The sequence below is a fragment of the Psychromonas sp. genome, assembly GCF_047632955.1.
GTDB lineage: Bacteria > Pseudomonadota > Gammaproteobacteria > Enterobacterales > Psychromonadaceae > Psychromonas.
Genome location: NZ_JBLIED010000001.1, coordinates 350,687 through 376,820 on the forward strand (window position 1 = coordinate 350,687; position 26,134 = coordinate 376,820).

The 26,134-nt window shown below is 41.6% G+C and carries 25 protein-coding genes and 2 tRNA genes; 17 read left to right on the top strand and 10 right to left on the bottom strand.

Annotation, left to right across the window (positions count from 1 at the left end; translation table 11 throughout):
• Positions 1–2 precede the first annotated feature (2 nt).
• The 7 genes from ACJAZP_RS01445 to ACJAZP_RS01475 all read left to right on the top strand — a co-directional run bounded on the left by ACJAZP_RS01445 (position 3) and on the right by ACJAZP_RS01475 (position 8,652).
• Entirely contained in the window at positions 3–2,810 is a 2,808-nt protein-coding gene (locus tag ACJAZP_RS01445) for a 2-oxoglutarate dehydrogenase E1 component (RefSeq protein ID WP_415228948.1), read from the top strand.
• Positions 2,811–2,867: 57 nt separating this feature from the next.
• Positions 2,868–4,049, top strand: a complete 1,182-nt coding sequence (odhB, locus tag ACJAZP_RS01450; RefSeq protein WP_415228949.1) for a 2-oxoglutarate dehydrogenase complex dihydrolipoyllysine-residue succinyltransferase — start codon at positions 2,868–2,870, stop codon at positions 4,047–4,049.
• Positions 4,050–4,180: 131 nt separating this feature from the next.
• Complete coding sequence (sucC, locus tag ACJAZP_RS01455) at positions 4,181–5,347, top strand: ADP-forming succinate--CoA ligase subunit beta (protein WP_415228950.1); 1,167 nt, start codon at positions 4,181–4,183, stop codon at positions 5,345–5,347.
• The gene (gene sucD / locus ACJAZP_RS01460; RefSeq protein ID WP_415228951.1) at positions 5,347–6,219 is read left to right on the top strand and encodes a succinate--CoA ligase subunit alpha; all 873 of its coding nucleotides are present in this window, start codon (positions 5,347–5,349) and stop codon (positions 6,217–6,219) included. The genes sucC and sucD overlap by 1 nt, the downstream gene beginning before the upstream one ends.
• 99 nt (positions 6,220–6,318) lie before the next feature.
• Positions 6,319–7,008, top strand: coding sequence for a glutathione S-transferase family protein (locus ACJAZP_RS01465; protein ID WP_415228952.1), 690 nt, complete (start codon positions 6,319–6,321; stop codon positions 7,006–7,008).
• 146 nt (positions 7,009–7,154) lie between these two features.
• Positions 7,155–7,382 (top strand): DUF2789 domain-containing protein, encoded by a 228-nt coding sequence (locus ACJAZP_RS01470; protein WP_415228953.1) that lies wholly within the window; start codon positions 7,155–7,157, stop codon positions 7,380–7,382.
• Positions 7,383–7,656: 274 nt separating this feature from the next.
• On the top strand, positions 7,657–8,652 hold the full coding sequence (locus tag ACJAZP_RS01475) for a coproporphyrinogen III oxidase (protein ID WP_415228954.1): 996 nt from the start codon (positions 7,657–7,659) through the stop codon (positions 8,650–8,652).
• 21 nt (positions 8,653–8,673) lie between these two features.
• Here ACJAZP_RS01475 and ACJAZP_RS01480 read toward each other — a convergent pair whose 3' ends face one another.
• From ACJAZP_RS01480 to ACJAZP_RS01490, 3 genes are all read right to left on the bottom strand, one after another.
• Entirely contained in the window at positions 8,674–9,603 is a 930-nt protein-coding gene (locus ACJAZP_RS01480; RefSeq protein ID WP_415228955.1) for a hypothetical protein, read from the bottom strand.
• A 151-nt stretch (positions 9,604–9,754) separates the two neighbouring features.
• On the bottom strand, positions 9,755–10,093 hold the full coding sequence (locus ACJAZP_RS01485; RefSeq protein ID WP_415228956.1) for a DUF3622 domain-containing protein: 339 nt from the start codon (positions 10,091–10,093) through the stop codon (positions 9,755–9,757).
• 128 nt (positions 10,094–10,221) lie between these two features.
• Positions 10,222–10,548: a VF530 family DNA-binding protein gene (locus ACJAZP_RS01490; protein WP_415228957.1), complete on the bottom strand. Its 327-nt coding sequence runs from the start codon at positions 10,546–10,548 to the stop codon at positions 10,222–10,224.
• Between the two features lie 452 nt (positions 10,549–11,000).
• Between ACJAZP_RS01490 and ACJAZP_RS01495 the strand changes: the two genes are divergently transcribed.
• The 5 genes from ACJAZP_RS01495 to thiL all read left to right on the top strand — a co-directional run bounded on the left by ACJAZP_RS01495 (position 11,001) and on the right by thiL (position 13,991).
• A tRNA-Leu gene (locus tag ACJAZP_RS01495) sits at positions 11,001–11,086 on the top strand.
• A gap of 244 nt (positions 11,087–11,330) precedes the next feature.
• Positions 11,331–11,416, top strand: a tRNA-Leu gene (locus tag ACJAZP_RS01500).
• 169 nt (positions 11,417–11,585) lie between these two features.
• Positions 11,586–11,897 carry a hypothetical protein gene (locus ACJAZP_RS01505; protein ID WP_415228958.1) on the top strand — a complete coding sequence of 104 codons (312 nt, stop codon included), beginning with the start codon at positions 11,586–11,588 and terminating at the stop codon, positions 11,895–11,897.
• A 169-nt stretch (positions 11,898–12,066) separates the two neighbouring features.
• Positions 12,067–12,981 (top strand): 23S rRNA pseudouridine(2604) synthase RluF, encoded by a 915-nt coding sequence (rluF, locus tag ACJAZP_RS01510; protein WP_415228959.1) that lies wholly within the window; start codon positions 12,067–12,069, stop codon positions 12,979–12,981.
• Complete coding sequence (gene thiL, locus ACJAZP_RS01515; RefSeq protein ID WP_415228960.1) at positions 12,978–13,991, top strand: thiamine-phosphate kinase; 1,014 nt, start codon at positions 12,978–12,980, stop codon at positions 13,989–13,991. The genes rluF and thiL overlap by 4 nt, the downstream gene beginning before the upstream one ends.
• 96 nt (positions 13,992–14,087) lie before the next feature.
• On the opposite strand, the gene dxs is transcribed toward thiL, so the two are convergent.
• The 3 genes from dxs to xseB form a co-directional block, all read right to left on the bottom strand.
• Positions 14,088–15,956, bottom strand: coding sequence for a 1-deoxy-D-xylulose-5-phosphate synthase (gene dxs / locus ACJAZP_RS01520; protein WP_415228961.1), 1,869 nt, complete (start codon positions 15,954–15,956; stop codon positions 14,088–14,090).
• A gap of 79 nt (positions 15,957–16,035) precedes the next feature.
• Positions 16,036–16,926, bottom strand: coding sequence for a (2E,6E)-farnesyl diphosphate synthase (gene ispA, locus ACJAZP_RS01525; protein ID WP_415228962.1), 891 nt, complete (start codon positions 16,924–16,926; stop codon positions 16,036–16,038).
• 92 nt (positions 16,927–17,018) lie between these two features.
• Positions 17,019–17,255 carry an exodeoxyribonuclease VII small subunit gene (xseB, locus tag ACJAZP_RS01530; protein WP_415228963.1) on the bottom strand — a complete coding sequence of 79 codons (237 nt, stop codon included), beginning with the start codon at positions 17,253–17,255 and terminating at the stop codon, positions 17,019–17,021.
• A gap of 711 nt (positions 17,256–17,966) precedes the next feature.
• Here xseB and ACJAZP_RS01535 point away from each other — a divergent pair.
• Entirely contained in the window at positions 17,967–18,818 is an 852-nt protein-coding gene (locus ACJAZP_RS01535) for a PA4780 family RIO1-like protein kinase (RefSeq protein WP_415228964.1), read from the top strand.
• An 83-nt stretch (positions 18,819–18,901) separates the two neighbouring features.
• On the opposite strand, the gene ACJAZP_RS01540 is transcribed toward ACJAZP_RS01535, so the two are convergent.
• The 4 genes from ACJAZP_RS01540 to rdgC form a co-directional block, all read right to left on the bottom strand.
• Positions 18,902–19,102 (bottom strand): YaeP family protein, encoded by a 201-nt coding sequence (locus ACJAZP_RS01540; RefSeq protein WP_415228965.1) that lies wholly within the window; start codon positions 19,100–19,102, stop codon positions 18,902–18,904.
• A 58-nt stretch (positions 19,103–19,160) separates the two neighbouring features.
• Positions 19,161–19,571, bottom strand: coding sequence for a SulA-like leucine-rich domain-containing protein (locus ACJAZP_RS01545; protein WP_415228966.1), 411 nt, complete (start codon positions 19,569–19,571; stop codon positions 19,161–19,163).
• 199 nt (positions 19,572–19,770) lie between these two features.
• Entirely contained in the window at positions 19,771–20,961 is a 1,191-nt protein-coding gene (gene purT / locus ACJAZP_RS01550) for a formate-dependent phosphoribosylglycinamide formyltransferase (RefSeq protein ID WP_415228967.1), read from the bottom strand.
• 215 nt (positions 20,962–21,176) lie between these two features.
• Positions 21,177–22,085, bottom strand: coding sequence for a recombination-associated protein RdgC (rdgC, locus tag ACJAZP_RS01555; protein WP_415228968.1), 909 nt, complete (start codon positions 22,083–22,085; stop codon positions 21,177–21,179).
• A 259-nt stretch (positions 22,086–22,344) separates the two neighbouring features.
• Between rdgC and phoB the strand changes: the two genes are divergently transcribed.
• The 4 genes from phoB (at position 22,345) to ACJAZP_RS01575 (ending at position 26,132) form a co-directional block, all read left to right on the top strand.
• The gene (gene phoB / locus ACJAZP_RS01560; protein WP_415228969.1) at positions 22,345–23,028 is read left to right on the top strand and encodes a phosphate regulon transcriptional regulator PhoB; all 684 of its coding nucleotides are present in this window, start codon (positions 22,345–22,347) and stop codon (positions 23,026–23,028) included.
• Positions 23,029–23,363: 335 nt separating this feature from the next.
• Complete coding sequence (locus tag ACJAZP_RS01565) at positions 23,364–24,119, top strand: Nif3-like dinuclear metal center hexameric protein (protein ID WP_415228970.1); 756 nt, start codon at positions 23,364–23,366, stop codon at positions 24,117–24,119.
• Positions 24,120–24,152: 33 nt separating this feature from the next.
• On the top strand, positions 24,153–25,073 hold the full coding sequence (locus ACJAZP_RS01570) for an AAA family ATPase (RefSeq protein ID WP_415228971.1): 921 nt from the start codon (positions 24,153–24,155) through the stop codon (positions 25,071–25,073).
• Positions 25,074–26,132 (top strand): DUF58 domain-containing protein, encoded by a 1,059-nt coding sequence (locus ACJAZP_RS01575; RefSeq protein ID WP_415228972.1) that lies wholly within the window; start codon positions 25,074–25,076, stop codon positions 26,130–26,132.
• Positions 26,133–26,134 lie beyond the last annotated feature (2 nt).

Below are 26,134 nucleotides of genomic sequence, written 5' to 3' on the forward strand. Positions count from 1 at the left end.
CAATGCCAACTAATGTTATGCAGACATGGTTAGCTTCATCCCATTTTTCCGGGGGCAATGCAACTTATATTGAAGATATCTATGAGTCATATTTAGAAGATTCTTTATCTGTTGACGCCAACTGGCGAAAAATATTTGATGATTTACCACAAGTCAGTGATCAACCAGAGCAAGCGCATTCCCGTATTCGTGCGCAGATGAAACTGGCCGCCAAAGCCCCCAAGTGTATTATTTCGTCCGACGGTGTAGAGCATAATGATGCTAAACAGGTTCAAGTTTTGCAGCTAATAGGTGCCTACCGTAATCGTGGCCACGAAGTGGCTTCATTGGATCCGTTAGGACTTACTAAACTTGAAACAATCAAGGAACTCGATCCTTTCTATCATGAGCTGGAAGGTTCTGATCTGGATGCCAGTTTTAATGTAGGATCCTATTTCGCCTCGAATGAAACCATGATATTGCGTGATCTTATCGCATCACTTAAACGCACATATTGTGGTTCAGTGGGTGCGGAATATATGCATATCACTAATACCGAGGAAAAACGCTGGTTACAAAACCGCATCGAATCCTGTGAAAGTAAACCGTCGTTCAGCCAGGAGGCAAAAAATCGTTTTCTTGAAGAGCTTTCTGCAACCGAAGGTCTTGAACGTTATATCGGCTCTAAATTTCCCGGTGCAAAGCGTTTCTCCTTAGAAGGAGGAGACTCTTTTATTCCGATGTTAAAAGAGTTGATTCGACGTGCCGGTGAGCAGGGTGCACAGGAAGTCGTTTTAGGGATGGCTCACCGCGGGCGCCTTAATGTATTAGTGAATGTGTTTGGTAAAAAACCCGTAGATCTGTTTGATGAATTTGCGGGAAAACATAATACTGTTGATGGTTCAAGTGATGTTAAATATCATCAGGGTTTTAGCAGTGATTTCAAAACTCCCAAGGGTAATGTGCATTTAGCGCTGAGTTTTAACCCTTCGCATTTAGAGATTGTTAATCCGGTTGTATTAGGCTCTGTTCGCGCCCGCCAGGAACGTTTAAAAGCGCTCAGCGAAACAGTACTGCCTATTACAGTACATGGTGATGCTGCGATCGCTGGCCAAGGTGTTGTGCAAGAAACCTTTAATATGTCACAAGCACGTGCATTTAAAGTGGGCGGTACGGTGCGCATCGTTATCAATAATCAAATCGGCTTTACCACCTCTAACCGTGAAGATAGTCGTTCTACCCGTTTCTGTACCGATATTGCAAAAATGGTTCACGCCCCTATTTTTCATGTTAATGCGGATGATCCTGAAGCGGTTATTTTTGTCACACAAATAGCGCTTGATTTCCGTAATACCTTTAAACGCGATGTTGTTATCGACCTGGTTTGTTATCGCCGTCATGGCCATAATGAGGCCGATGAACCCAGTGCAACGCAGCCTTTGATGTATAAAAAAATCAAGCAACATTCAACACCACGTGAAATTTATGCAAAACAGCTGGTCACTGAAGGTGTTATTAAAGAGGAATATGCGAAACAATTGGTCACAGATTACCGTGATGCTTTAGACAGCGGCGAATGTGTTGTTAAAGAGTGGCAGGTTATGCAGCGCCCTACAGTCGATTGGTCTCCCTACCTGAAACATAATTGGGATTCTCCCTATCAAGCACAGTTTCCTAAACAACGTTTAATGGAATTGGGAGAATCGATTAGTCACTATCCTGATTCTCATAAACAACACTCACGCGTGACAAAAATCTATAATGATCGCCAATTAATGGCACGTGGTGAAAAATTATGTGATTGGGGATTTGCTGAAAATTTAGCCTATGCAACACTGCTTGACAGTCAGTTTAATATTCGTCTGGTCGGTCAAGATTCCGGCCGTGGTACCTTCTTTCATCGTCATGCTGTATTACATGAGCAAACTGAAGGAAAGCGTTACATTCCATTGCAAAATCTCACTGAACAACAGGGACATTTTGATGTTTATGATTCAGTACTGTCAGAAGAAGCCGTGTTAGCATTTGAATATGGTTACTCAACCGGCGCTCCCAAGGGATTGTGTATATGGGAAGCGCAGTTTGGCGATTTTGCCAACGGTGCACAGGTGGTATTTGATCAGTTTTTATCTTCCGGAGAGCAGAAGTGGGGGCGTATGTGCGGACTAACCGTTTTACTACCACACGGTTACGAAGGACAGGGACCTGAGCATTCATCTGCCAGACTGGAGCGTTATCTGCAACTTTGTGCAGAACATAATATGCAAGTCTGTGTGCCCTCTACCCCCGCGCAGGTTTATCATATGTTACGCCGCCAGGTGGTACGGTCAATGCGTCGCCCATTAATTGTAATGTCACCTAAGTCTCTGTTACGCCATCCGGAAGCTGTTTCCAGTTTAGATGAATTAGCAAATGGTACATTCCAAAATGCGATTGCTGAGATTGATCAGCATGATCCTGAAAAAGTAAATATTGTTATTATGTGTAGCGGTAAAGTGTATTACGATCTTTTAGGCAAACGCCGTGAAGCCGGATTGATTAACGTCGCAATTATACGTATTGAACAGCTATATCCTTTCCCCTCTAATGAGGTTAATGATATTTTAAGCGCTTATGCACACGTCACAGATTTTGTTTGGTGTCAGGAAGAACCACAGAATCAAGGCGCTTGGTATTGTAGCCAGCATCATTTCCGGAGTATCTTGCCAGCTGCCGCGCGATTACGTTATGCGGGCCGCGAGGCATCAGCTTCAACGGCTGTTGGTTATATGTCTTTACATCTCAAGCAGCAAAAAGCATTAGTTAATGACGCACTGGCTGTTGTTGAATAATATTCAAACAACCCCGCATTTTTTAGTTTAGAGATTTTACCGTAGGAAAAGTCAATTATGATTGAAATATTGGTTCCCGAGCTTCCAGAATCCGTTGCTGATGCAAGTGTTGCTGTCTGGCACAAACAACCTGGTGATTTTGTTGAGCGTGATGAAGTACTAGTTGAAATAGAAACTGACAAAGTAGTCTTAGAAGTACCAGCACCGGCATCCGGTGTATTGGAAAGTATCACCGAAAAAGAAGGTGCAACAGTTCTTTCAAAACAGTTGTTAGGTCAATTAAAAGAAGGTGCAGCAGCGCCGGTAAAAGAGCAAAAGACTGAAACTGCCACTGAAACCGAAGCGCCTGCTTCAGATACTACTGCAGATGCAAGCCCATCGGTACGCCGTTTGATTCTTGAAAAAGGATTAAACGCTGCAGAAATCAAGGCAACCGGTAAAAGTGGCGCTATTACCCGTGAAGATGTGGAAAAACATCGGGTTACAAAAAATCAGGAACAAACTGCACCAAGCGTTGATATTGTTGCAGCGGTTGCTGCCCGCACCGATAAGCGTGTGCCAATGACGCGTTTACGTAAGCGTGTTGCGGAGCGTTTATTAGAAGCTAAAAATTCTACGGCGATGTTAACCACTTTTAATGAAGTTAACATGAAACCGATTATGGATCTTCGTCGCCAGTATCAAGAGGTTTTTGAGAAGAAACACGGTGTGCGTTTAGGCTTTATGTCGTTTTATATCAAAGCAGTAACAGAAGCACTGAAGCGCTTCCCGGAAGTGAATGCAGCGATTGATGGTGATGAGATTGTTTATCATAATTTCTTTGATATCAGTATCGCCGTTTCAACTCCTCGCGGTTTGGTTACACCGGTTTTACGTGATGTAGATGCTCTAAATTTTGCTGAAATCGAAAAAGGTATAAAAGTACTTGCGATTAAAGGCCGTGATGGCAAATTAACCGTTGATGAAATGATTGGTGGTAACTTCACTATTACTAACGGTGGAGTATTTGGTTCTTTATTATCAACACCTATTATCAATCCTCCGCAAGCGGCCATCTTAGGCATGCATAAAATTCAAGATCGTCCCGTGGCAATTGACGGTAAAGTGGAAATTTTACCGATGATGTACCTGGCACTTTCTTATGATCACCGTTTAATTGACGGCAAAGAATCAGTTAGCTTCTTAGTCTCAATCAAAGAATTGCTTGAAGATCCAACACGCTTGTTATTGGATGTTTAAGGGGTAGTCCAACGCTGTTTATATTTTCGCAACTGCGTCAATATAAACAGTGCTGACGTAAGTACTATTGCTTCGAGTCATGACCTGGATAATCTGGTCATTAAGTTAAACCAAATAAATGGATAAGAATCATGAATTTGCATGAATATCAGGCAAAACAGTTGTTCACAGAATATGGATTACCTGTACCACATGGTGTCGCATGTGATACCGCTGAGGAAGCAGTCGCTGCCGCATCTCAAATTGGTGGAGACAAATGGGTTATTAAGTGTCAGGTACATGCAGGTGGCCGCGGTAAAGCAGGTGGTGTTGAGCTAGTTAACACTAAAGATGGTTTACGCGATTTTGCACATAAATGGTTAGGTAAGAACTTAGTCACTTACCAAACCGATGCAAAGGGTCAACCGGTTAATAAATTATTAGTAGAGAGCTGCAGTGATATCGCTAACGAGCTTTACTTAGGCGCGGTCATTGACCGTGCTTCACAACGTGTTACTTTCATGGCATCGACTGAAGGTGGTGTGGAAATTGAAAAAGTAGCAGAAGAGACACCTGAGCTTATTCATACGGCAATGATTGACCCGTTAGTTGGCGCACAAGCGTACCAAGGTCGTGAACTTGCCTTTAAATTGGGTCTTTCCGGTAAACAGGTTGGTCAATTTACAAAAATCTTCCTGGGTCTTGCGACTATTTTTGAAGAGAAAGATTTAGCGTTATTAGAAATTAATCCTTTGGTTGTTACGGCGCAAGATGATCTTATCTGTTTAGACGGTAAAATTTCTATCGATTCTAATGCCATGTACCGTCAAAAAGAGTTGTATGCAGTCAATGATACAACCCAGGATGACAAACGTGAAATGCATGCGGCACAATGGGAACTTAACTACGTTGCGCTTGATGGTAATATCGGCTGTATGGTAAACGGTGCCGGCCTTGCAATGGGCACCATGGATATCGTGCATTTACACGGCGGTAATCCGGCTAACTTCCTGGATGTTGGCGGCGGTGCAACCAAAGAGCGTGTTACTGAAGCTTTTAAAATCATCCTTTCCGACGACAAAGTTGAAGCTGTTTTAGTGAACATCTTCGGTGGTATCGTACGTTGTGATTTAATTGCTGAAGGTGTTATTGGCGCAGTTGCTGAAGTTGGTGTAACGGTACCCGTTATCGTTCGTTTAGAAGGCAACAATGCTGAGTTAGGCCGTAAGATTCTTGCGGAATCCGGTCTTAATATTATCGCAGCAACATCATTAACAGATGCTGCTGAGCAAGCGGTTAAAGCGGTAGGTGGCAAATAATGAGCATTTTAATTAATAAAGACACTAAAGTAATTTGTCAGGGTTTCACTGGTGGACAGGGTACTTTCCACTCTGAGCAAGCAATTGAATACGGCACACAAATGGTCGGTGGCGTTTCGCCGGGTAAAGGCGGTCAAACGCATTTAGGTCTTCCTGTGTTTAATACGGTACGTGAAGCAGTTGAAAAAACCGGAGCCACAGCATCGGTTATCTATGTACCAGCTCCATTTTGTAAAGATGCCATATTAGAAGCGATTGATGCGGGCATTAAGCTGATTGTTACCATCACTGAAGGTATTCCAACACTGGATTTAGTGAGCGTTAAAGTCAAACTAGATCAAGCAGGGGTGGTTATGATCGGGCCTAACTGTCCGGGTATTATCACCCCTGATGAATGTAAGATTGGCATCATGCCCGGTCACATTCATAAAAAAGGTAAAGTAGGCATTGTTTCTCGCTCCGGTACATTAACTTACGAAGCGGTTAAGCAGACAACCGATGAAGGTTTTGGTCAGTCTACTTGTGTGGGTATCGGCGGCGATCCAATTCCGGGTTCAAGCTTTATTGATATTCTGGCACTTTTCCAGGCAGATCCTGAAACCGAAGCCATCGTTATGATTGGTGAAATTGGCGGCACAGCGGAAGAAGAAGCTGCTGCTTTTATCAAAGCAAATGTGACTAAACCTGTCGTATCTTATATTGCCGGTGTTACTGCACCTGCAGGTAAGCGTATGGGTCATGCCGGTGCAATCATTGCCGGCGGTAAAGGGACTGCCGAAGATAAGTTTAAAGCACTTGAAGATGCCGGTGTAAAAACCACTAAATCACTTGCTGATATTGGTAAAGCATTACGTGAAGTCACGGGTTGGTAATAACCCGCTGATCTGATTAAACATTAAAAAGACCTCGTTATTAACGGGGTCTTTTTGTTTGCAAAACAGGTTCTTTAAATCACCATTTGGTGAATTTTCATGGCAATTACTTTAGCTGTTCAAGGGGAAATAATGATGAAATTAGTGATTGGAAATAAAAATTATTCAACTTGGTCCCTACGTCCCTGGCTGCTGCTTGATGCTTTTCAAATTGTATTTGATGAAATTGCAGTTTCCCTATTACAGGATCAAATCAAAGAACGTTTAGGGAAATATTCAGCTACCAATAAAGTGCCGGTATTAATCGATGATGACCTTGTTGTTTGGGATTCTTTAGCTATTTGTGAATATATCTCTGAGCAATATCTGCACGGTAAAGGTTGGCCTGATGGCATAAAAGAGCGGGCGAATGCCAGATCCCTTTGTGCTGAAATGCATTCTGGATTTATGGCCCTGCGTGCCGAGATGCCGATGAACTGCCGGGCACATCGAAGCATTATTTTATCTTCTGAAAGCAAGCTGGATATTCAACGCATAGATGATATCTGGTCATGCCATGCAAAATTAGACGCTGACGGGCAACTGAGACTGTTTGGGAAATTTTCGATAGCTGACTGTTTTTTTGCTCCCGTGGTATTAAGGTTTGCCACTTATGGAGTATCTTTATCCGCTCAGGCGCAGGCCTATAGTGACAGTATTTTATCTGACCGTTCATTGCAGCGTTGGATTGCTATGGCGGGAAAAGAAACTGAGATAGTACCGGAAGATGAAGCTGGTCTGTCAATGTAATTTGATCTTTTAAAGCATTACATTAATGATTTAAGAGGTAATTTCATCCAAATAAAAAAATATAATTTGCAACATATTATTAGACATTTAGACTGTTATAAGTAACTTAAATTATTTTTAAATACGTCAACAAATGAGAGGTTAACATGGACACACAAAATCATTCTTTATCAACTTTGTTTGATCAATTAGGCTTGGATAGTTCTGAGACCGGCATTAATGCTTTTATAAAAAAATATGCCCCTTTGAAAGGGGAGTTGCATGAAGCTGATTGTTGGAATAGCGCACAGTCCGCTTTTTTAAAGCAAGCTAAAGATGAAGACGCAGATTGGACTGAAATAGTCGATCAGCTGGATGTTATGTTACGTTCATAAAATGAAAATAACATAGTCGGTAATGTAGCCCAGTTCTTTTTATATAATGTTAACGTTCAATTTAGTCTGTTCCAATTGACCTTGAATGTTTTTATATTTCAATAATAACTTGAACGGATAAGACCGTCAGCTGAACAACATGAAATATGCGCTGAGAGTTTGATACTTTTGTCTAAATAAAATCCAAACCATTGTTAATGATTAGTATTAACGGCTAAGGACTGTACTATACACTGCAGTTCTTAGCAGAAAAGTCACCGGATTAAATATTCATATGAAAATTGCAGCAACTTCAAACCAAGCACAACAAGCAATGCACATGCTCTCAAAGTTACAAAGTGACTTTATGACAAGACTGCAGTCGATAAGTGAGCAGTTTGACAGCTGCGCACAATTTAAGAGCATTGAGTGGCTTAGAGACGCCGGCCTGCATGGTGGCGGAGTGAGGTTTGAAGCCGTAGAAGGCAGTATTTTTAATAGAGCATCAATTAATATTTCGCAAGTACAATATGATGATCTGCCCGATAAGTCCTTTTCGTCGGCGACCGCACTATCGACTATCATTCACCCGCTCCATCCGTTAGCGCCCTCTATCCATATCCATATCAGTTGGACTGAATTGAAAAATGGTCAAGGCTATTGGCGATTAATGGCGGACTTAAATCCTTCTATCCCGGATCACAAAGACAAAGCGCAATTTGATCTCTGTTTAAAAGAGGTAACCGGCAAATATCATCAGCAGGGAGAGCGTGCCGGTGATACGTATTTTTATATCCCCGCTTTGCAAACTTCTCGCGGAGTTAGCCATTTTTATCTTGAAGGGTTTAATCCTGATAGCATGACTAGCGGTGATTTTGCAAAAGACTTTGGGGAATCTGTTATCCAATGTTATTGCTCGATATTAGCTCAAAAATTACGTAACGCAGAGCCGCCAACAGCCGCTCAAAAAGCCGCTCAGATAAATTACCATACTCTCTATTTTTATCAGGTTTTAACCTTGGACAAGGGCACTACTGCTGGTTTGTTAATCCATAATCAAAATGATACCGGGACTCTGGGATCTTTACCTGCGCGAATCAATCGGGTGTTATTGGCCAGTTGGGTTGATATTACACCTGCGCCTCAGGATGAATTAATTAAACGTTTTTTAAAGCTGCTTCCCGAGCAAGATATTTGCCTGATTACTACGCCGCTGAAAACACAAATAGCAGAGCAGATTCGAGCACACTATAAAGTCTTTCCTATTAATAACCGCAATCAGGTGAAGTAATACCAAGCAGCGGCTTTGCTATTATATGTTTTTAAACATAACTTCTAAACGCAGAGTAAATGAGACATCTTTGCTTTTTTCCTGAAGGCTGTTTTTTGGCCAGTTGATTTCCGGGGATAGCTCGTAAAAGAACCAGCTGCGGATAATATTTTGTCGGTAGGTTAGGCCTAAATGTGTATTATCAATATAATGGTAGGGTTTATTTTTGGCGCTGATACTGGCTCTATAATTTAGTGCCTGCGTGGGTGATATATAGTGGTACAGGGTAAAACCCGTTCCCATTTGAAGACCTTCAACATCGGTATCTAATTTGGCGAAGTTTGACCAGCGCAACAGAAATTTTTGGTTAAATGAATGGTCAATATCAAAACCAGTGATTTCACCTGTGACCATTTTTTGCTGATAAATTTTTTGTGTAAATCGCCACAGGGTTTGCTGCGTAAAAGGGTAGATATAACGGTAGCTGACTTCTAAACCGGGGCGAAAGGTTGCTTTTATATTAATAGTGCTGCGCGTCTTTACTGATACATCATAGCTAAGCCCCAATGCGTTCTTGGGTTGCTCGGACTCGTCGTCCGGAAACAGTTCTTTGATTGTATCTGTGGTATCAGACTCGAAAACAATTTTAAATTTTTTACTGGTTTTTGGCAGGTAGAGTCGTGCACTGATGTTGGGCACATATGAAAAACCTTCACCTTCAAGCCACACAAAATCATTATACCAACGCACCATAGTACCGGCACGCGCATCTTTTGTGATTCTTTGATCGGCAAAAAAACTATCAAACCACAGGGCCGGCTGACAAAATTTTGTATTAAGGTAGTGGTAGCTATCATCGACTAAGCTATGTTGCTCGCTTTTACTAAAGCAGAGATCCTCGGCTTTCTCTTCTGCAGCGAGGAAATGCGAGTAAAATGATAAAATAAAGGTGTAAATAATGAGTTTATACAAGGGAGTTATCACCTATTAATAAATATTATTAAAGCGCGCCTGCTTAATGCAAATGAATTTATAATTTAGAAGGTAGGCAGCAGGTTGTACTTTAGTATAACCTGCTGTGTAGCATTCGACCGTTAGATGATGAAGTTTATTATATTGTGAATTACGCTTCTTCGTCTTCTTGTTGATCCTGTGCTTCCATGGCTGCAATACGTTTAGCTTCATATGCTGCGGCAGCTGCAATTTTGTCAGCTTCTGCTTTGGCGGCTAATTCATTACGCACAATACGTCTATCTGCTTTACGTATAGTCGCTGCCTGTAAATTTTGTACAAACTGCACGAGTTCTTCTTTTGCCCATGCTTCTGCTAAGGCTTCGTTTTCAAAACCATTTTGACGTTTTGATACACTTGTTCTGCGGGCTGAAACGCGACGCGTGATTTCCGCATTCCATTTTTCGCCTTCTTGAGTAATACGGTAATCGAACTTATTTTGTTGTGCCATTGGTATTTTTTTCCTAGTGCTTAATTGATTGTTTCTGTTGTTTATCTGGAGAATTAATTTAATAAAAATAAACAGTACGGTGAGACTTTAACATGAAAGCGCTATTATCATCAGCATTAATTATCTGTCTATTTATCTTTCAAAGACGGCCAGGCGAAGGAGTCAGATTTTTCGGGAAGTTGTGCTGATGCCTCCCGCTGACGGGTAATATTTTTTCTGATCAATAAGGTGGTGGCGGGGTGTTTACTAAAAAAAGTTTTTAAATAAAGAACCTCTATTTTAGCTCGAGCCCATGGTGTCTTTCTCATGAATCTTAAACTGGATTTGAGGCTCGGTTTATCAAGAAAACAGCGAATATTAAGTAATTCCCCCATTTTTCGCCAGCCTAATTTAGCTTGAAGTTCACTCAATATCTGTTCGAGTTTAACGCCCTCTAGAGGATCATTCTGATTCATTTTTATATCCGAAATACAAAACCATTGTAAAATAAGACTAAATATACTTTCTTGTTCGATTAAGTTAATTCGTATATGAAAGTATCTAGTTACTCAAGCATGAGGTTTAAGGTGAAATTTGGATCCTTAACCATTATGCTCATATCAGTTTAACATTTTTCCGCTTATCCTGAACCCTTTAAAGATCAAAAAATAAATTTTCCCCGGGAGTGTATTATTCCTGCCTTATTTTAGGTCGCAAAGTTTCTTTATTTTAGAAGTACGTCGACAGTGTCTGTGCCATTTATGCTTAATCTTCTGTTAAACCTAAACTTGTTAAGGCTGGAATATGGCTATTTCGATTATTTTACAAGCAGTTAAACGTTTTTATTAATTAAACCGGGTTAAAAACTTGTGCTCGATAAAAAGTCCTATAGAATACGCCACACTTACTTAGAAGCATTTAAGTAATCGCCCGGATGGTGGAATCGGTAGACACAAGGGATTTAAAATCCCTCGCCTTATGGGTGTGCGAGTTCAAGTCTCGCTCCGGGCACCAAATTATTAAAAAAAGCAGCTTTTAGCTGCTTTTTTTATGCCTGAAAGAAAATTTAAAGCGCCGACAAGACTCACCGTACGGCCCATTTTAAAACGATCATTAGTGCTTAATCTCCGTAAACACCCTGTTTTGATTGATTTGTAAGCAGTTGAGCGGTTTTGTTAAGTTAAACGTGCTTAACCACTTGTACTCGACAAAAAGTGCTATAGAATACGCCGCACTTACTTAGAAGCATTAAGTAACTGCCCGGATGGTGGAATCGGTAGACACAAGGGATTTAAAATCCCTCGCCTTATGGGTGTGCGAGTTCAAGTCTCGCTCCGGGCACCAAATTATTAAAAAAAGCAGCTTTATCGCTGCTTTTTTTATGCCTGAAATAAAGACATCGGTAGTCAAATTTCTATCGACAGTCTATCTGGTAAAATAATAATCAATATTTTCCCAATAATGTTTGCTAATCTTTTATACTGTCCCCTATTATTTTTTTCCTGGAAAAATCATGAGTACCTACCTGATACTTTTTGCCGTTATTGCAGTTATCTACTTTGTTCTAGTCCGCAATAGGCCCGCTCCAAAAACCGATTGGGAGAATCTGCCGACCTTAAATGAATATAAAAAACTTGAAAAATCCGTCAATGCAGATGACCAACTTTGCTGTCGTTTTTGTGGTAGTAGCGACATCAATAAACGATTATTACAGTCCAAGAAAGAAAATCCCGATGATACAAAATACTATCATGCTTGCGCCGCATGCCGAAGAGTGCTGTGGCGAAGTGTTGTTATGCTGACTGACAAAAAAGAGGATCAGTAATCGGGTTATAATTGATCATTTTAGAGCTGTTACATTTGCCCAATAACGTCATTTTTACTTTGTTTATGGTTGAATGTTAACAGCAAATCATCGATAGCCATTACCTTAACGCGGTGCTTGAGAACAAGGCGCTTGAGGTAATGGCTATCGATTAATACAGGATAATATTGTGGATAAAAATAGCGAAATACGGCTTAATAAATTTATCAGTGATTCAGGCTTTTGTTCACGCCGTGAAGCAGATAAGTTGATTGAGAAAAATCGTGTGAAAATAAATGGAGTAATACCCGAGTTAGGTACAAAAGTGCAACCCGGTGACCTGGTACTTGTCGACGGAAACCGAATTAATGCTAGTGCTAAGGATAAATTGGATCGTATCTATATCGCCTATAATAAACCGATTGGCATTACCTGCACCACGGAGCGCCATATTCATGGCAATATCATTGATGCCATTGGCCATAAAAAACGTATTTTTCCAATAGGACGATTAGATAAACCCTCTGAAGGTTTAATCTTTTTAACCAGTGATGGTGATATAGTCAATAAAATATTACGCGCTGAAAATGCCCATGATAAAGAATATCTGGTCACCGTTGATAAACCCTTAAGTGAACGGTTTGTTGAACGTATGCAGCGCGGTGTCCCTATCCTTGATACCATTACCAAACCCTGCATAGTAAAAGTAGACAGTCGCTTTGTGTTTCGCATTATCCTGACGCAGGGCTTAAATCGCCAGATTCGGCGGATGTGTGAATACTTAGGTTATGAAGTGCTTAAATTAAAACGCACGCGTATTATGAAAGTAGGCTTAGATCATTTAAAACCCGGTCAATGGCGTAATTTAACCTCAACAGAACTGGCTGAAATAAACCAGGCGGTTTCTCATTCGTCAAAGACAGCAGTTGGCACTGAACCTGCAAAAGCAGAGCGCAAACCCGCGCAATCGGAGGTCAGAAAAAAATCAACTTTTGCCAAGAACAGTCATCAACCGGCAAAAAAAATATTTATCAATAAAAACAGTAAAAATACCACTACACCAACTGCCAATGTAAAAACCACTTTGAAGTTAAAACGTAAATGAATCTCAGTGAATTTGATTTGATAGAAAGCTATTTCAAACGCGACACAACTGTTCAAAATAGTGGTGTTGCTCTAGGGATAGGTGATGATTGTGCTCTTTTAGACATTCCGGAGGGTTACCAGCTGGCTGTCAGCACCGACAGTTTAGTCTGTGGTGTGCATTTTTTTGAAGATGTTGAGCCGTACAGATTAGGTTATAAGGCCTTAGCCGTGAACCTCAGCGACTTGGCGGCCATGGGCGCTTTGCCTAAATGGGTTTCTCTGGCGATTACTTTACCTAATGGCGCGATGGTGAATAACAACCAAAACTGGTTAGCTGAATTTACCCGTGGCTTTTTTGCATTAGCCGATAAATTCGGCGTATTGCTGGTCGGTGGAGATACCACCAAAGGTCCTTTATCGATCACTCTTTCTGTGAAAGGCATTGTACCGCGAGGGTTAGCGCTGCAGCGTAATAAAGCAAACGAGGGTGATATGATTTGTGTTTCAAATCATATAGGTAATGGCGCTTTAGGCCTGGCTGTTAAATCAAAAGCAGTAACGGTAACTCATCCTCAGTATTTTGTAGATGCCTTAGAGCTTACCGAACCGCGTGTTGATTTGGGTATTTTACTGCGCGGTTTGGCATCAAGCTGTATCGATATCTCCGATGGTTTAACTCAGGATCTTACCCATATTTTAAAAGCGTCCAATTGTTGCGCAAAAATTACCATAGAATCTCTACCCTTCTCAGAAATGATGCAGGACGAAATTAAGTCAGCAAAGCTCGACAATGATGCAGCAGTGCAATACGCGTTAACCGGCGGGGATGATTATGAATTATTATTCACGGTCAGTGAAAGTAACTTAATAGTATTAGAGCAGATATTGGCACAACAAACAGAGCTCATGCCAAGTATTTCTGTGATCGGGTCTATTACCTCAGCACAACCTGAATTAATCTCGTTTTTTAAAGATAAGCAAGCCGTTACTTATGCGACGGGTGGATGGGATCATTTTAAACAGGAATAAAGTAGTAAAATTAGCATGCTCAAAGTGAAGATCTTCGAGTTAAAGCGCGCCGCTGGAATGACGCGCCTTAACCTGCAATAATAATCACTTTGTTATTTATTTGAGATGACTGTAATAACCCACAATCTGCTTTTCTATGCCGGCACTGTCAAGCTCAAGCAATGCATATATTTCCTGCTGCGTGCCCTGTTCAATAAAGCGGTCGGGTATGCCAAGATTTAAAACGCTGGTGTTGATTTTCTGAGTCATAAAATATTCATTGACTGCTGAGCCTGCGCCACCGGCAATACTGTTTTCTTCAATGGTGACAAAGTATTTGTGGGTGCTGGCGAGCTCATCAAGCAGCTGCTTATCAAGTGGTTTAACAAAACGCATATCAACCAGAGTGGCATTGAATTTTTGTGCGACGGAACGGGCTTCATTTAAAAAGGTACCAAAACATAAAATGGCAAGATCTTTCCCTTCTTTTACGACCTTAGCTTTACCCACAGTTAATCTGTTCATCTGTTTGTTTATTTCGACACCGGTGCCTGTACCGCGCGGATATCTAACCGCCGCAGGCTGATTGAGCAGGTGGCCGGTATAAAGCATATCCCGACACTCCTGTTCGTCGGAGGGGGTCATCACAATCATATTAGGAATGCAGCGTAAAAAACTTAAATCAAATGAGCCTTGATGCGTTGGACCGTCTGCACCGACAATGCCAGCTCGGTCTATGGCAAATAACACCCCTAGATTTTGGATGGCAATATCATGGATAAGTTGGTCGTAGGCACGTTGTAAAAAAGTTGAGTAGATAGCAACAACCGGATTTAATCCGGCAATCGCCATGCCGGCCGACAGTGTGACAGCATGCTGCTCGGCGATAGCCACATCGTAATACTTGTCAGGATGGCGTTTTGAAAAGCTCACCATACCCGAGCCTTCACGCATCGCTGGAGTAATGGCGGTCAGTTTATCATCCTGATCAGCCATATCATTTAACCACTCTCCAAAGACCTGTGAAAAAGTGGCTGAGCTGGGGGGGGATTTGGGAAGATCCTGATCCGGTGTGAATTTGGGTACCGCATGATATTTAATAGGATCAAGTTCGGCCTGTTTATAGCCTTTGCCTTTTTTAGTCATTACATGTAAAAACTGCGGCCCGCTATGGGCGCGCATATTACGCAGGGTATCTACCAAATCAATGACATTATGGCCGTCCACCGGGCCTATATAATTAAAGCCAAACTCTTCGAATATGGTGGCAGGTGAGATCATTCCTTTAAGGTGCTCTTCCGTCCTTTTAGCCAGTTCTTTAACCGGAGGGATGTTAGAAAGTATTTTTTTACTGCCTTCTCGAAGCTGAGTATAAATATCGCCGGAGAGTATTTTTGCTAAATGGTTATTTAAAGCGCCGACATTTTCAGAAATAGACATTTCGTTATCATTTAACACCACCAACATATCATTGTGCAATGAACCGGCGTGATTTAAGGCTTCAAATGCCATCCCTGCGGTAATCGCACCGTCACCAATAACAGCGACGACTTTACGCCCTTGCTGCTCTTTTTCAGCTGCAATTGACATGCCTAATGCAGCACCTATTGACGTCGAGGAGTGACCAACGCTTAACACATCATATTCACTTTCTTCACGCCATGGAAAGGGGTGTAAGCCTTTTAAGGTACGAATGCTGCCCATTTTATCGCGTCGACCCGTTAAAATTTTATGCGGGTACGCCTGATGACCAACATCAAAAATAAGGTTATCAAAAGGAGTGCGATAAACATAATGCAGGGCAACGGTTAATTCAACAACTCCCAAACCGGACGCTAAATGACCGCTGGTTTGACTGACGGTATTGAGAAGAAATAAACGTAATTCATCGCAAAAAGCCGGTAATTGCTGTTTTTTTAATAACCGCAAATCCTCTGGATAATTAATGTTCGTCAGCAACGGGTAGTTTTTTAAATCCAATGGCATAAGCTTCAGTCGTGTCTAGAGAAAATAATAAGAAATTACTGAATGTTTTTCTCAGTAATTTGATGAATTCAGAAGTTGCTCATCTATCGCGTGCGATGATGTATTTTGCAAATTCGGATAACAATTCTGTATTGTAAGGTAATTGAGATAAAGCCAATTGTGCCTCGTGGTAAAGTGCCTGTGCTTTATTTTGTGCTTCTTCTAAACCTAATAATGCAGGGTAGGTTGATTTATGCAGTGCAAGGTCAGAGCCCTGCGGTTTCCCCAGGGTTTGTGTATTACCTATGATGTCTAAAATATCATCCTGAACCTGAAATGCCAAACCGATGGCGTCCGCAAAAGTATTTAATAACTGAAAATGATCTGCGCGTAAATCGCTTTTGGTGATCGCTGCCAATTGGATCGCAACTTTTATCAAAGACCCGGTTTTTGCCTGGTGTATTTTTTCTAGGTTTGCTAAATTAACAGATTGATTTTCAGCAACTAAGTCTAACGCTTGTCCGGCACACATACCATGATCACCTGCTGCTTTTGCTAACAAATTCACCATTTTTAATTGTGCTTGTGCTGTTATTGCTTGATTTGGCATTGATATAATATCAAAGGCTAAGGTTTGTAATGCATCACCAGCAAGAATAGCCGTTGCTTCATCAAATTTTTTATGGCAAGTCATCTGCCCGCGGCGAAGGTCATCATCATCCATGGCCGGAAGATCGTCATGAATCAATGAATAAGCATGGATACATTCAACCGCAGCCGCCATTGGATCTAAGGATTGCAATGAGTTACCAAGCATTTCACCGACGGCGTAAACCAGGAATGGCCGGACGCGTTTGCCGCCTAATAAAGCCCCGTATGCCATGGCTTCATTCAATAAAGGAGAGATAGGGTGGCTGATATTTATATATTTATTTAATTGTTTATCAACACGTTGTTGATATTGATTCAAAGTCTCTGCAAGTTGTCTCATAGGGTTTTATAGTTGTGTAAATTGAGCGTTAATGGGATAAAAACAGAGCAAAGTGCGTTATTACAAAATAATGCACTTTTAATCAACATGATTTACTCATCGTTAAATTCTTGAAGTGGTGCCTGAGCATCCTGTTGCATTAGTATGCTCACTTGTTGCTGTGCTTTTTGAAGTTTTTGGTTGTTGCTGCGCGTTAATGCAATACCCCGTTCAAATTGTTTTAAAGCATCTTCTAAAGGTAAATCACCCGCTTCTAAATGGTTGACAATATTTTCCAGCTCATCGATAGCTTCTTCATAATGCATGTTTTCGGGTTTTTTTAAGGCCATTTAACTCTCAATAGTGACGTTTTTTTTCAAGGTTACCGTGACGCGGCGAGAAGTCAAATACAAGTGTTAATTAATTTTAAAACAGTGAAGGTATCGGGGATTTAAACTGCAGGGTATTGTTATCAATGTTACACTTATCCGATAATAAACAGAGCTTAATCAAAAAATCTGCTACTGGCGAAATGCTTGTATCAGATTTTTTAGTTAATATGCAAGAGAACAAGTATAATCACCGATAATTTATCGCGTTTGTGTTGAACTGTTACCTGACTGTAAATATCTTAACAAGCGCTTAAAAATAAAAATTTAATATGATTAACCTCGAAGAGTTTTAAGTTTTGTCTGCAAAAGAAGGCTTAGATCGACAAATAATAAAAGAAGCAGGCATTAAAGCAGAATCCTGTGATAAAACTGCTCGTCAGAGTAAGAGGGGGAAACGGGTAGACTGTGCAAATCCGGTCGAATGATAAAAAATAAACATAAGCAAGCAGCGAAATGTCAAAAGGCTAAAAAATATTATTAATAGTCTGTCAATAATAACCATGACAATTCGTGTAATAGAGAGGTCTGCGCTTTGAACTGGACGTTAGTTTTCAATACGCCACAAACAGGCACGGTAAAAGCCTGACCTTCAACAATCGAACAGCAATCAAGCTAAATGCTATAATACTGCAAATCAATTCTTAACAAGAAGAGAATGTAAAAAAAAATATGAAAACACCTAAAAGAATACAACCTCTTGTTGACGATGGTTTAGTTGATAAGGTATTACGCCAATTAATGAGTGGTAAAGAAGCAACTGTTTTTGTAGTGCAATGTGGAGAGCATGTACGTTGTGCAAAAGTTTACAAGGAAGCCAGTAAACGTAGTTTTAAACAAGCCGTTTTATACAACGAAGGACGTAAAGTCCGTAACGGGCGCCGCGCCCGTGCGATGGAAAAAGGCTCGAAGTTTGGACGCGGGGAACAGGAAAAAGTCTGGCAGAATGCTGAAGTAGAAGCTTTATACAAATTAGCCGATGCGGGTGTACGCGTGCCGCAACCCTACGGCTGTTTTGAAGGCGTTTTATTAATGGAATTAATAACCGATGAAGAAGGGTTTGCCGCTCCGCGTCTTAATGATGTCAGCATGCCCGAAGAGCAGGCATTAGAGGACCATTTAGAAATTATGAATCATGTCGTGCGGATGTTGAACATTGGCATCATTCACGGAGACTTATCGGAATTTAACGTATTAGTTGATGAGTGGGGCCCGGTGATCATCGATTTACCGCAAGCCATCGATGCAGCCGGTAATAACAATGCCAAACGAATGTTATTTCGCGATGTTAATAATATGACCGCTTATTACGCTCAATTTGCTCCTACACTTAAAAAAACCAGGTATGCTGAAGAAATCTGGGCCTTATACGAAGCGGGTGAGTTAAAAAATGAAGTTGTGTTAACCGGGAAATTTGCTGAAAGTGAGCAAATAACCGATGTCGATAATATATTAGATGAAATCAATGCAGCCCGTGAAGAGGAGGAAGATCGTAAAGCGCGTATGACTGAGGTTGAAGTATAACGCTTAATTTCTGTTTTAATGCTTATAGTTTGTTAATAAAAAAGGAGCCTTAGGCTCCTTTTTTATGCTCATTCATGACGATATTAATTGTCTTTATAATCACTGAGTACCAGGTTTGCAGCCGCATAAGCCGCATCTTCTCTTACTTTTGCAGGTAAATCTTCATTGGCAGCAATTTTGTCCAGAGTGTTAATCGCACAGGTAATGGCTGTTGGAACGTAAGCGGCATCGCCGCTGCCGATAAGATTAATTAATCGTTTGGTCTTTTCACTGTAGTTATACATATTATCGTTACCTTGTTATAAAATTATCCGCATTATAACCAATTTTAGGAAGTGGGTCTTATTGTTTACAGTAAACAAAGCAGTTTGTTTTATTTGCTCGGCAATAACCCTGCAATTCACCCTGCAGGGTTTTATCAATTTCACTTAACCAAGTTATCACCGTCGAATAGTTGTTGCTTTGCAGGGTGCTTTTAAGCAAGGTCAGCGAATCTTTTACCTTGTTAGCATCAAGGGTAAGAATTCGACTTTTATGAATGCCTGACTGTTGCAAAAAAGTGAAATTAGGCTTGCCGGGCGGAGCGATAAATAATATCCAACGCTGATCATGATCATTATTCATATGGGTTAACAATTGATGGTAGTTGTCTAAGTTATAACTGACATTGAGGTAGTTTTTGTTGTTTAATTGGGTTAATTCATTGTTTGTCGAGTTGCTTCTATTTTTGGCTTGCATGTAGTTAAATAACATATAAACACCTGTATGAATAAACACTGTATAAAACAACAGTAATGGTAATTGTGTTAGTTTTCAAGTTTTTTCTAGTAGAATTGTGTTTTTTTTAAGCGAAGTGTCTATTTTGTGAGGAAACTGGCATAAAAAAAGGTAACCGAAGTTACCTTTTTTACTGAAAATAAAAATACTAAAGAAAAAATTCTAGCCGTGTTATTTAATAAATAATATTCACTTTATTCGAAACAGTCTTGGCATTATCAACGGCTTGTTCAATGGTTTCACCACGTGCAATGGCGACCCCTAAACGTCGAGAACCATTGATATCCGGTTTGCCAAATAGGCGAATTTGCGCACCGGCAACGCTGCCCAGTGCTTTATCCAGATTGGCAAACTTAATATCATCGGATACACCATTACCCAAAATAACGCTGGATGCGCTGGGTCCATATTGGGCTATCCGGCCAATAGGAAAACCCAAAATAGCACGAACGTGCAACGCAAATTCCGAAGCATCCTGGGAAACCAAGGTAACTAATCCGGTATCATGGGGGCGAGGAGAGACTTCGCTGAAATAAACCTGGTCGCCTTTAACAAAAAACTCCATGCCGAATAAACCATATCCGCCCAGCTCAGTGACTATTTTTTTAGCGATATCCTGGGCATTTTGCAGTGCCAGCTGGGACATGGCTTGTGGTTGCCAGGATTCGCGGTAATCACCGTCTTCCTGACGGTGACCAATAGGGGCGCAGTAATGAATACCGTCAACGGCATTCACTGTGAGTAGCGTGATTTCATAATCAAAGGGCACAAAGCCTTCGATAATGATACGACCTGCACCGCTGCGGCCTCCAACTTGAGAATAGTTCCACGCATGATCTAAATCGGCAGCGCTTTTTACAACACTTTGGCCCTTACCTGAACTGCTCATGACTGGTTTAATCACACAAGGTGTACCTATTTGATTTACAGCAGATAAATATTCTTCTTTGCTGTCTGCAAATATATAGGGTGAGGTTTTTACACCTAAGGTTTCGGCCGCAAGACGGCGAATACCTTCTCTGTCCATGGTCAGTTTTGTTGCGCGGGCGGTGGGTACCACATTAAAACCTTCAGCTTCTAAGGCAAGCAATGTATCCGTAGCGATTGCTTCTACTTCCGGAATGATAAAGTCCGGCTTTTCTGTGCGGATAATTTCTGCTAATTTGTCGCCGTCGAGCATACTGACAACATGCGAGGAATGTGCGATTTGCATTGCCGGTGCATTTTCGTAACTGTCTGCCGCAATGACTTCAATACCAAAGCGTTGCAGTTCAATCGCAACTTCTTTACCGAGTTCGCCGGATCCTAAAAGAAGGGCTTTTGTTGCACTGTTCGTTTTTGCACTACCAAAAATTGAAACACTCATATCATTCGACTCTTTGAAAAGTTTAGGGGATTGTGTGGCCGAAGATATTAACAGAATTTTTTGATGTTTTGAGCATTAAGAATAAAAAACCTTCGACATTTTGCAGGTAAAATATCAAAGGTTTTTAATTTTGAGGGCAGGTAAACCGTCTATTCAGTGGTAACTGAGTAGTGAATTGGTAACTGAGTAGTGAATTGTAACTGGCTCTTTTACTATTAAAGGCTTTGCTCGCCACCAAAAGCGTCAATCACAGCCGGAACCAGCTGCTTAATTTCTCCGGTCATCAGCGCAAAATCAGCGTCAAAGCGCGCCGCAAAATCATCTTTATCGATGTCTTCATTTTGCTCCTGTATGACATCGGCAAACTTAATGCGTTTCAGTGCAAATTCTTCGCCGATAATAAAGGAGATGCTGTCTGCCCAGCACAGGGCTAATTTAGTCACAAACTTATCGGCGGATAAATGGTTTTTTATTTCATCGGATAATAAGTCCTGCTGTTTACAGCGAATAATACCACCGCCCTCTAACGCTGAACATAATTCTGCTTCATCTTCGAGTGCAAAGTTAGCGGGAATATTACCCTCGTTTAACCAATCGGTCATGATCACATCGGCTTGGTTTTTAAGTTGAATCGGTACCACGGGCAAACTGCCTAAGGTTTTACGCAGCAATGAAATAAGCTCTTCGGCCTTGCGGGTGCTGGACGCATCCACGTATAACATATCTGTTTCAGGATCAATCCAGGCAAAGGTTTGTGAAGTACGGCTAAATGCCCGTGGTAACAACTGCATCACAATCTCTTCTTTTAAACTGTCTTTCTCTTTTTTCTTCAGTCCCCGGCCCTGTTCAAGTTCAATCGCCTCGACGCGTTCATTAAGCTGATCTTTTATTACCCCGGCAGGTAACATCTTTTCCTCTTTTTTTAGGCAAATCAGGATTTGTTTTGTGGCAAGGTGAGTATACATTGAGCCCGATTTACCCATCGGGAAGACCCAGCCTAGTTTAGAAATATCCTGACTTCCACAGGGTTTGAATTTAAATTCTTCAAGGTTTCTTTCTAACGTGTCAGTATCTTGTTCAAGAGGACGGGTAAAACGATAAACTTGTAGGTTTTTGAAAAACATGTAATGCACCTTAATGATGGAGAAATAAAATAAGTATACCCAAATGACTTGAATCTGCATCTTCCGGTATTTTGGTTACAAGTGTAAATGATTTTAAGGGAATGAGTAAGTGTTGCGTTTTTTGTCATGGTAATGTTTTTATTGCACATTTGTGACTGATAATGAAGGCTTGTAATATAACTGTCATAATATAAAGCAATAATGCATTAATCAAAGTGGTTTTAACTAACCATTATTCACCAGCGATAGGTAATATCCAATGGCAAGCCGTATATTAGTTGTAGAAGATGAGGTCGCAATCCGCGACATGTTATGTTTTGTATTAGATCAGCATGGTTATGAGTGTATTGAAGCCGATACCTATCAAAGTGCGTTAAATCAATTACACGAACCTTATCCTGACTTAATTATACTGGATTGGATGTTTCCCGGCGGCAGCGGTATAAAATTACTTAACCATCTTAAACAGGATAATATTTTACGCTGCATACCGGTGGTTATGTTGACCGCGCGCGGTGAAGAGCAAGATAAAGTCAGGGGGCTTGAAAATGGCGCCGATGATTATGTCACCAAACCTTTTTCACCTAAAGAATTGATGGCGCGCTTAAAAACGGTGCTGCGACGTGTCAATCCAACGTCGCTCGATGATGTGTTAAGCTTTAATGAACTTAAACTTGATCCGGTTTCTCACCGAGTTTCACTGGCCGATGAAGGTTTGAATATGGGGCCCACGGAGTTTAAATTATTACATTTTTTTATGACCCACCCCGAACGCGTTTACAGTCGCGAGCAACTGCTTAATAATGTATGGGGAACCAATGTCTATGTTGAAGACCGTACCGTGGACGTGCATATCAGGCGATTGCGTAAAGCATTGGCGGATCATGATCATTTGATTCAAACCGTGCGCGGTGCCGGTTATCGTTTCTCAATCCGCAGTTAAGCTCAATTATTTTCTGAAGTTAACAGGCTGATTTAAAATAGCTGAGGCGGCCACTTTAATATCTGCAAGTAGGGCTGCTTTTGCTTTGAAGCATTTGCTTAATACTTTAAAATTATTCAATTAGCTTTATGGCGCGCATATCAGCTCTAATCCCTCACCCTGAGTTATTCATGCTGTGCATTAAGCAAAAGGCACGGCACTCAGTTTTTTTTAATTATCCCAACCCGTTATTCTATAGAAAAATAAATCCCGCCGTCGACCCCAAACAATGCAGAATGAACAATCAGCAATGTTATACTTTTTAAAAATAAAAATTTAATCGACTGGAGCTTAATATGAATAATAAAAAACTTGCCAATAAATTAGACCAATTTTTAGAAATCCATCAGTTTAAAGATTATTGCCCTAATGGTTTGCAAGTTGAAGGTAAACCGGAAATCAAGAAAATAATTACCGGGGTTACCGCCTGTCAGGCATTAATCGATGTTGCCGTTTTAGAGAATGCCGATGCCATTTTAGTTCACCACGGTTTTTTTTGGAAAGGCGAAGCGCAAGAGATAGTCGGCATGAAATACAAACGGATCAAAGCCCTGATTGAGAAAGGAATTAATCTTTATGCCTATCATTTGCCGCTTGATGTGCACCCTGAATTGGGTAATAACGCGCAACTGGCAAAATTGTTAGGCATTACTGACCGTCGCCCGTTAGAGCCCTGGGACAAACGCAGTGTCGGTCGGGTCGGTAAATTTGAAGAGGTTATCAGCCCCGAGCAATTATCCGCACGTATTGAATCAGTGTTAGCGCGTAAACCTCTGCATATTGATGGCGGGAAAAAAGAAATAAAAAGTATTGCCTGGTGCACTGGCGGCGGTCAAGATTATATAACCATAGCTGCTGAGCAGGGCATTGATGCGTTTATAAGCGGAGAAGTTTCAGAGCGCACCGTGCATATTGCCAGAGAAATGGGCATTCATTATTATGCTGCAGGCCATCATGCCACAGAGCGTTATGGTGTGCAGGCGCTTGGCGAATGGCTAGCAGCCGAATATGATTTTGATGTTAAGTTTATCGATATTAATAATCCGGTTTAATGGCTGTTCTCATTGATAATAAAAAGGAAAAATATGCAGCCGCTTTTGACCAACATTGTTGATGCCGTCGGGCAAGTATTATTAGGCAAAGAGCAACAGGTTAAGTTAGCCGTTGCCTGCCTGATTGCCAAGGGACATTTACTGCTTGAGGATCTGCCCGGAATGGGAAAAACCACCCTGGCTCACTGCTTAGCCAAAGCGCTGGGATTGGAGTACGAGCGTGTGCAGTTTACCAGCGACCTTTTACCGGCAGATATATTAGGGGTAGCGGTCTTTGATAAAACCAAAGTACAGTTTCAATTTCATCCCGGCCCGGTGTTTACTCAGGTGCTGCTTGCTGATGAGATCAACCGTACTACACCGAAAACCCAAAGTGCGTTGCTTGAAGCGATGGAAGAGGGGCAAGTGACTATTGAAGGTGAAACTCGACCTTTACCGTCTCCCTTTTTTGTGATCGCCACACAAAATCCGTTATCCCAAGCGGGAACCTTTATGTTGCCCGAGTCTCAGCTGGATCGTTTTTTGATGCGTCTGAGTTTAGGTTATCCGGATCATCAGTCTGAGCGTTTGTTGCTGCAGGGCGTTGATCCGCGTCAGCGTATTGCAAACATGCGGGCGGTGGTAACGCCTGCGCAATTGGCCGATTTACAAACCCAAGTAACACAAATCCGCTGCAGTGATGCTCTGCTTGATTACGTCCAAAAGCTGGTGGCATTTACCCGTGTAGACGGACGTTTTACCTATGGCTTATCGCCGCGTGGCGCCTTGGCCTGGTTGGCTGGCGCTAAAGCCTGGGCACTGTTAGCCGGCCGGGATTATGTTATACCGGAAGATATTCAGGCTGTCGCGAACGCTGTTATCGGTCATAGGATACGCGGCGGTGAGGTGGAAGCCGGGCATGAGCATGACAATCTTGTGCAGTATCTGCTGAAATCGGTCGCGGTAGTTGCCTAGATGCACTTCTCCGGTTTTTTATCTAAAAAAGCGAAGCCATCTGCCGCAGTTAAAAGGACAGTTACCGAACATCACAGGGAGCTTCACCGGAACCGCCAGCCTAGTCCCTGGCAGGTGCGTTTTTTCCGTTGGACAGATAAGCGTGTACCGCTGGCGACGGACGTGCTTTTAACGCGTAAAAATGTATATACCTTACCAACATTAAGCGGTTTTAGTTTTTTAGGCTTGGGTTTTGTTTTGTGGTTGCTCGGGACAAGTTATCAGAACAATTTAATCCTGGCGTTAAGTTATCTGTTGATAAGCCTGATTGTGGTTGCCATTTTTCATAGTTATGCCAATTTGGCCGGATTGCAGATAAAAGTACTGGGTGCAAAACCGGCTTTTGTTGGTGAAAATGTTAACTTTATGTTGGAGATACAGGGTGCGCGAGCACAAGGATATGAAAACCTGACCATCCGCTGGTGGAATGGGGAGAATGCCAGCTTTGATTTCGAAGACCAAAAAAGTACGCAAATCCGGGTTGCTGTTTACGCAGGCAAGCGCGGCACCCTGCAGCCCGGTAAATTGCTAATCGAAAGTTGTTTCCCGCTGGGGATTATTCGCTGCTGGACCTGGTTAAATTTAGATGCCCATGCAGTTATCTTTCCTAAACCTTTGCAGGTGACATTTCCTAAACAGCCGATGGGGGATAGTGATAGCGAGCATGGCGAGCAGATCCGTGGCGGAGATGACTTTACCGGTTTAAAGGAATATCGCGCCGGCGATCCGATCAAGCACATTGCCTGGAAACACTATGCCCGTGAACAAGGTTTATATTCAAAAGAGTATGGTCGCGCAGCGCGCCGTGATAGTTATTTGCAATGGAATGCGTTTTCGCATCTTCCCGCCGAAGAGCGTCTTAGCGCGCTCTGCTATTGGGCTTTAGAATTTGATCGTAGCGGCACCCCTTATGGTTTGCACTTGCCGGGTAAAGAATTTATTCCTGCATGCACTGATGACCATCGTTTAAATGTGCTTTCGGCTCTGGCGCTGTTTGATATTAATTTGGGTGGTCATTAAAT

Bases quoted from the DNA above. Each gene is read 5' to 3' on its own strand.
- ACJAZP_RS01445 (WP_415228948.1), top strand. From the start codon at position 3: ATGCCAACTAATGTTATGCAGACATGGTTAGCTTCATCCCATTTTTCC.
- odhB (WP_415228949.1), top strand. From the start codon at position 2,868: ATGATTGAAATATTGGTTCCCGAGCTTCCAGAATCCGTTGCTGATGCA.
- sucC (WP_415228950.1), top strand. From the start codon at position 4,181: ATGAATTTGCATGAATATCAGGCAAAACAGTTGTTCACAGAATATGGA.
- sucD (WP_415228951.1), top strand. From the start codon at position 5,347: ATGAGCATTTTAATTAATAAAGACACTAAAGTAATTTGTCAGGGTTTC.
- ACJAZP_RS01465 (WP_415228952.1), top strand. From the start codon at position 6,319: ATGGCAATTACTTTAGCTGTTCAAGGGGAAATAATGATGAAATTAGTG.
- ACJAZP_RS01470 (WP_415228953.1), top strand. From the start codon at position 7,155: ATGGACACACAAAATCATTCTTTATCAACTTTGTTTGATCAATTAGGC.
- ACJAZP_RS01475 (WP_415228954.1), top strand. From the start codon at position 7,657: ATGAAAATTGCAGCAACTTCAAACCAAGCACAACAAGCAATGCACATG.
- ACJAZP_RS01485 (WP_415228956.1), bottom strand. From the start codon at position 10,093: ATGGCACAACAAAATAAGTTCGATTACCGTATTACTCAAGAAGGCGAA.
- ACJAZP_RS01490 (WP_415228957.1), bottom strand. From the start codon at position 10,548: ATGAATCAGAATGATCCTCTAGAGGGCGTTAAACTCGAACAGATATTG.
- ACJAZP_RS01505 (WP_415228958.1), top strand. From the start codon at position 11,586: ATGAGTACCTACCTGATACTTTTTGCCGTTATTGCAGTTATCTACTTT.
- thiL (WP_415228960.1), top strand. From the start codon at position 12,978: ATGAATCTCAGTGAATTTGATTTGATAGAAAGCTATTTCAAACGCGAC.
- dxs (WP_415228961.1), bottom strand. From the start codon at position 15,956: ATGCCATTGGATTTAAAAAACTACCCGTTGCTGACGAACATTAATTAT.
- ispA (WP_415228962.1), bottom strand. From the start codon at position 16,926: ATGAGACAACTTGCAGAGACTTTGAATCAATATCAACAACGTGTTGAT.
- xseB (WP_415228963.1), bottom strand. From the start codon at position 17,255: ATGGCCTTAAAAAAACCCGAAAACATGCATTATGAAGAAGCTATCGAT.
- ACJAZP_RS01535 (WP_415228964.1), top strand. From the start codon at position 17,967: ATGAAAACACCTAAAAGAATACAACCTCTTGTTGACGATGGTTTAGTT.
- ACJAZP_RS01540 (WP_415228965.1), bottom strand. From the start codon at position 19,102: ATGTATAACTACAGTGAAAAGACCAAACGATTAATTAATCTTATCGGC.
- ACJAZP_RS01545 (WP_415228966.1), bottom strand. From the start codon at position 19,571: ATGTTATTTAACTACATGCAAGCCAAAAATAGAAGCAACTCGACAAAC.
- purT (WP_415228967.1), bottom strand. From the start codon at position 20,961: ATGAGTGTTTCAATTTTTGGTAGTGCAAAAACGAACAGTGCAACAAAA.
- rdgC (WP_415228968.1), bottom strand. From the start codon at position 22,085: ATGTTTTTCAAAAACCTACAAGTTTATCGTTTTACCCGTCCTCTTGAA.
- phoB (WP_415228969.1), top strand. From the start codon at position 22,345: ATGGCAAGCCGTATATTAGTTGTAGAAGATGAGGTCGCAATCCGCGAC.
- ACJAZP_RS01565 (WP_415228970.1), top strand. From the start codon at position 23,364: ATGAATAATAAAAAACTTGCCAATAAATTAGACCAATTTTTAGAAATC.
- ACJAZP_RS01570 (WP_415228971.1), top strand. From the start codon at position 24,153: ATGCAGCCGCTTTTGACCAACATTGTTGATGCCGTCGGGCAAGTATTA.
- ACJAZP_RS01575 (WP_415228972.1), top strand. From the start codon at position 25,074: ATGCACTTCTCCGGTTTTTTATCTAAAAAAGCGAAGCCATCTGCCGCA.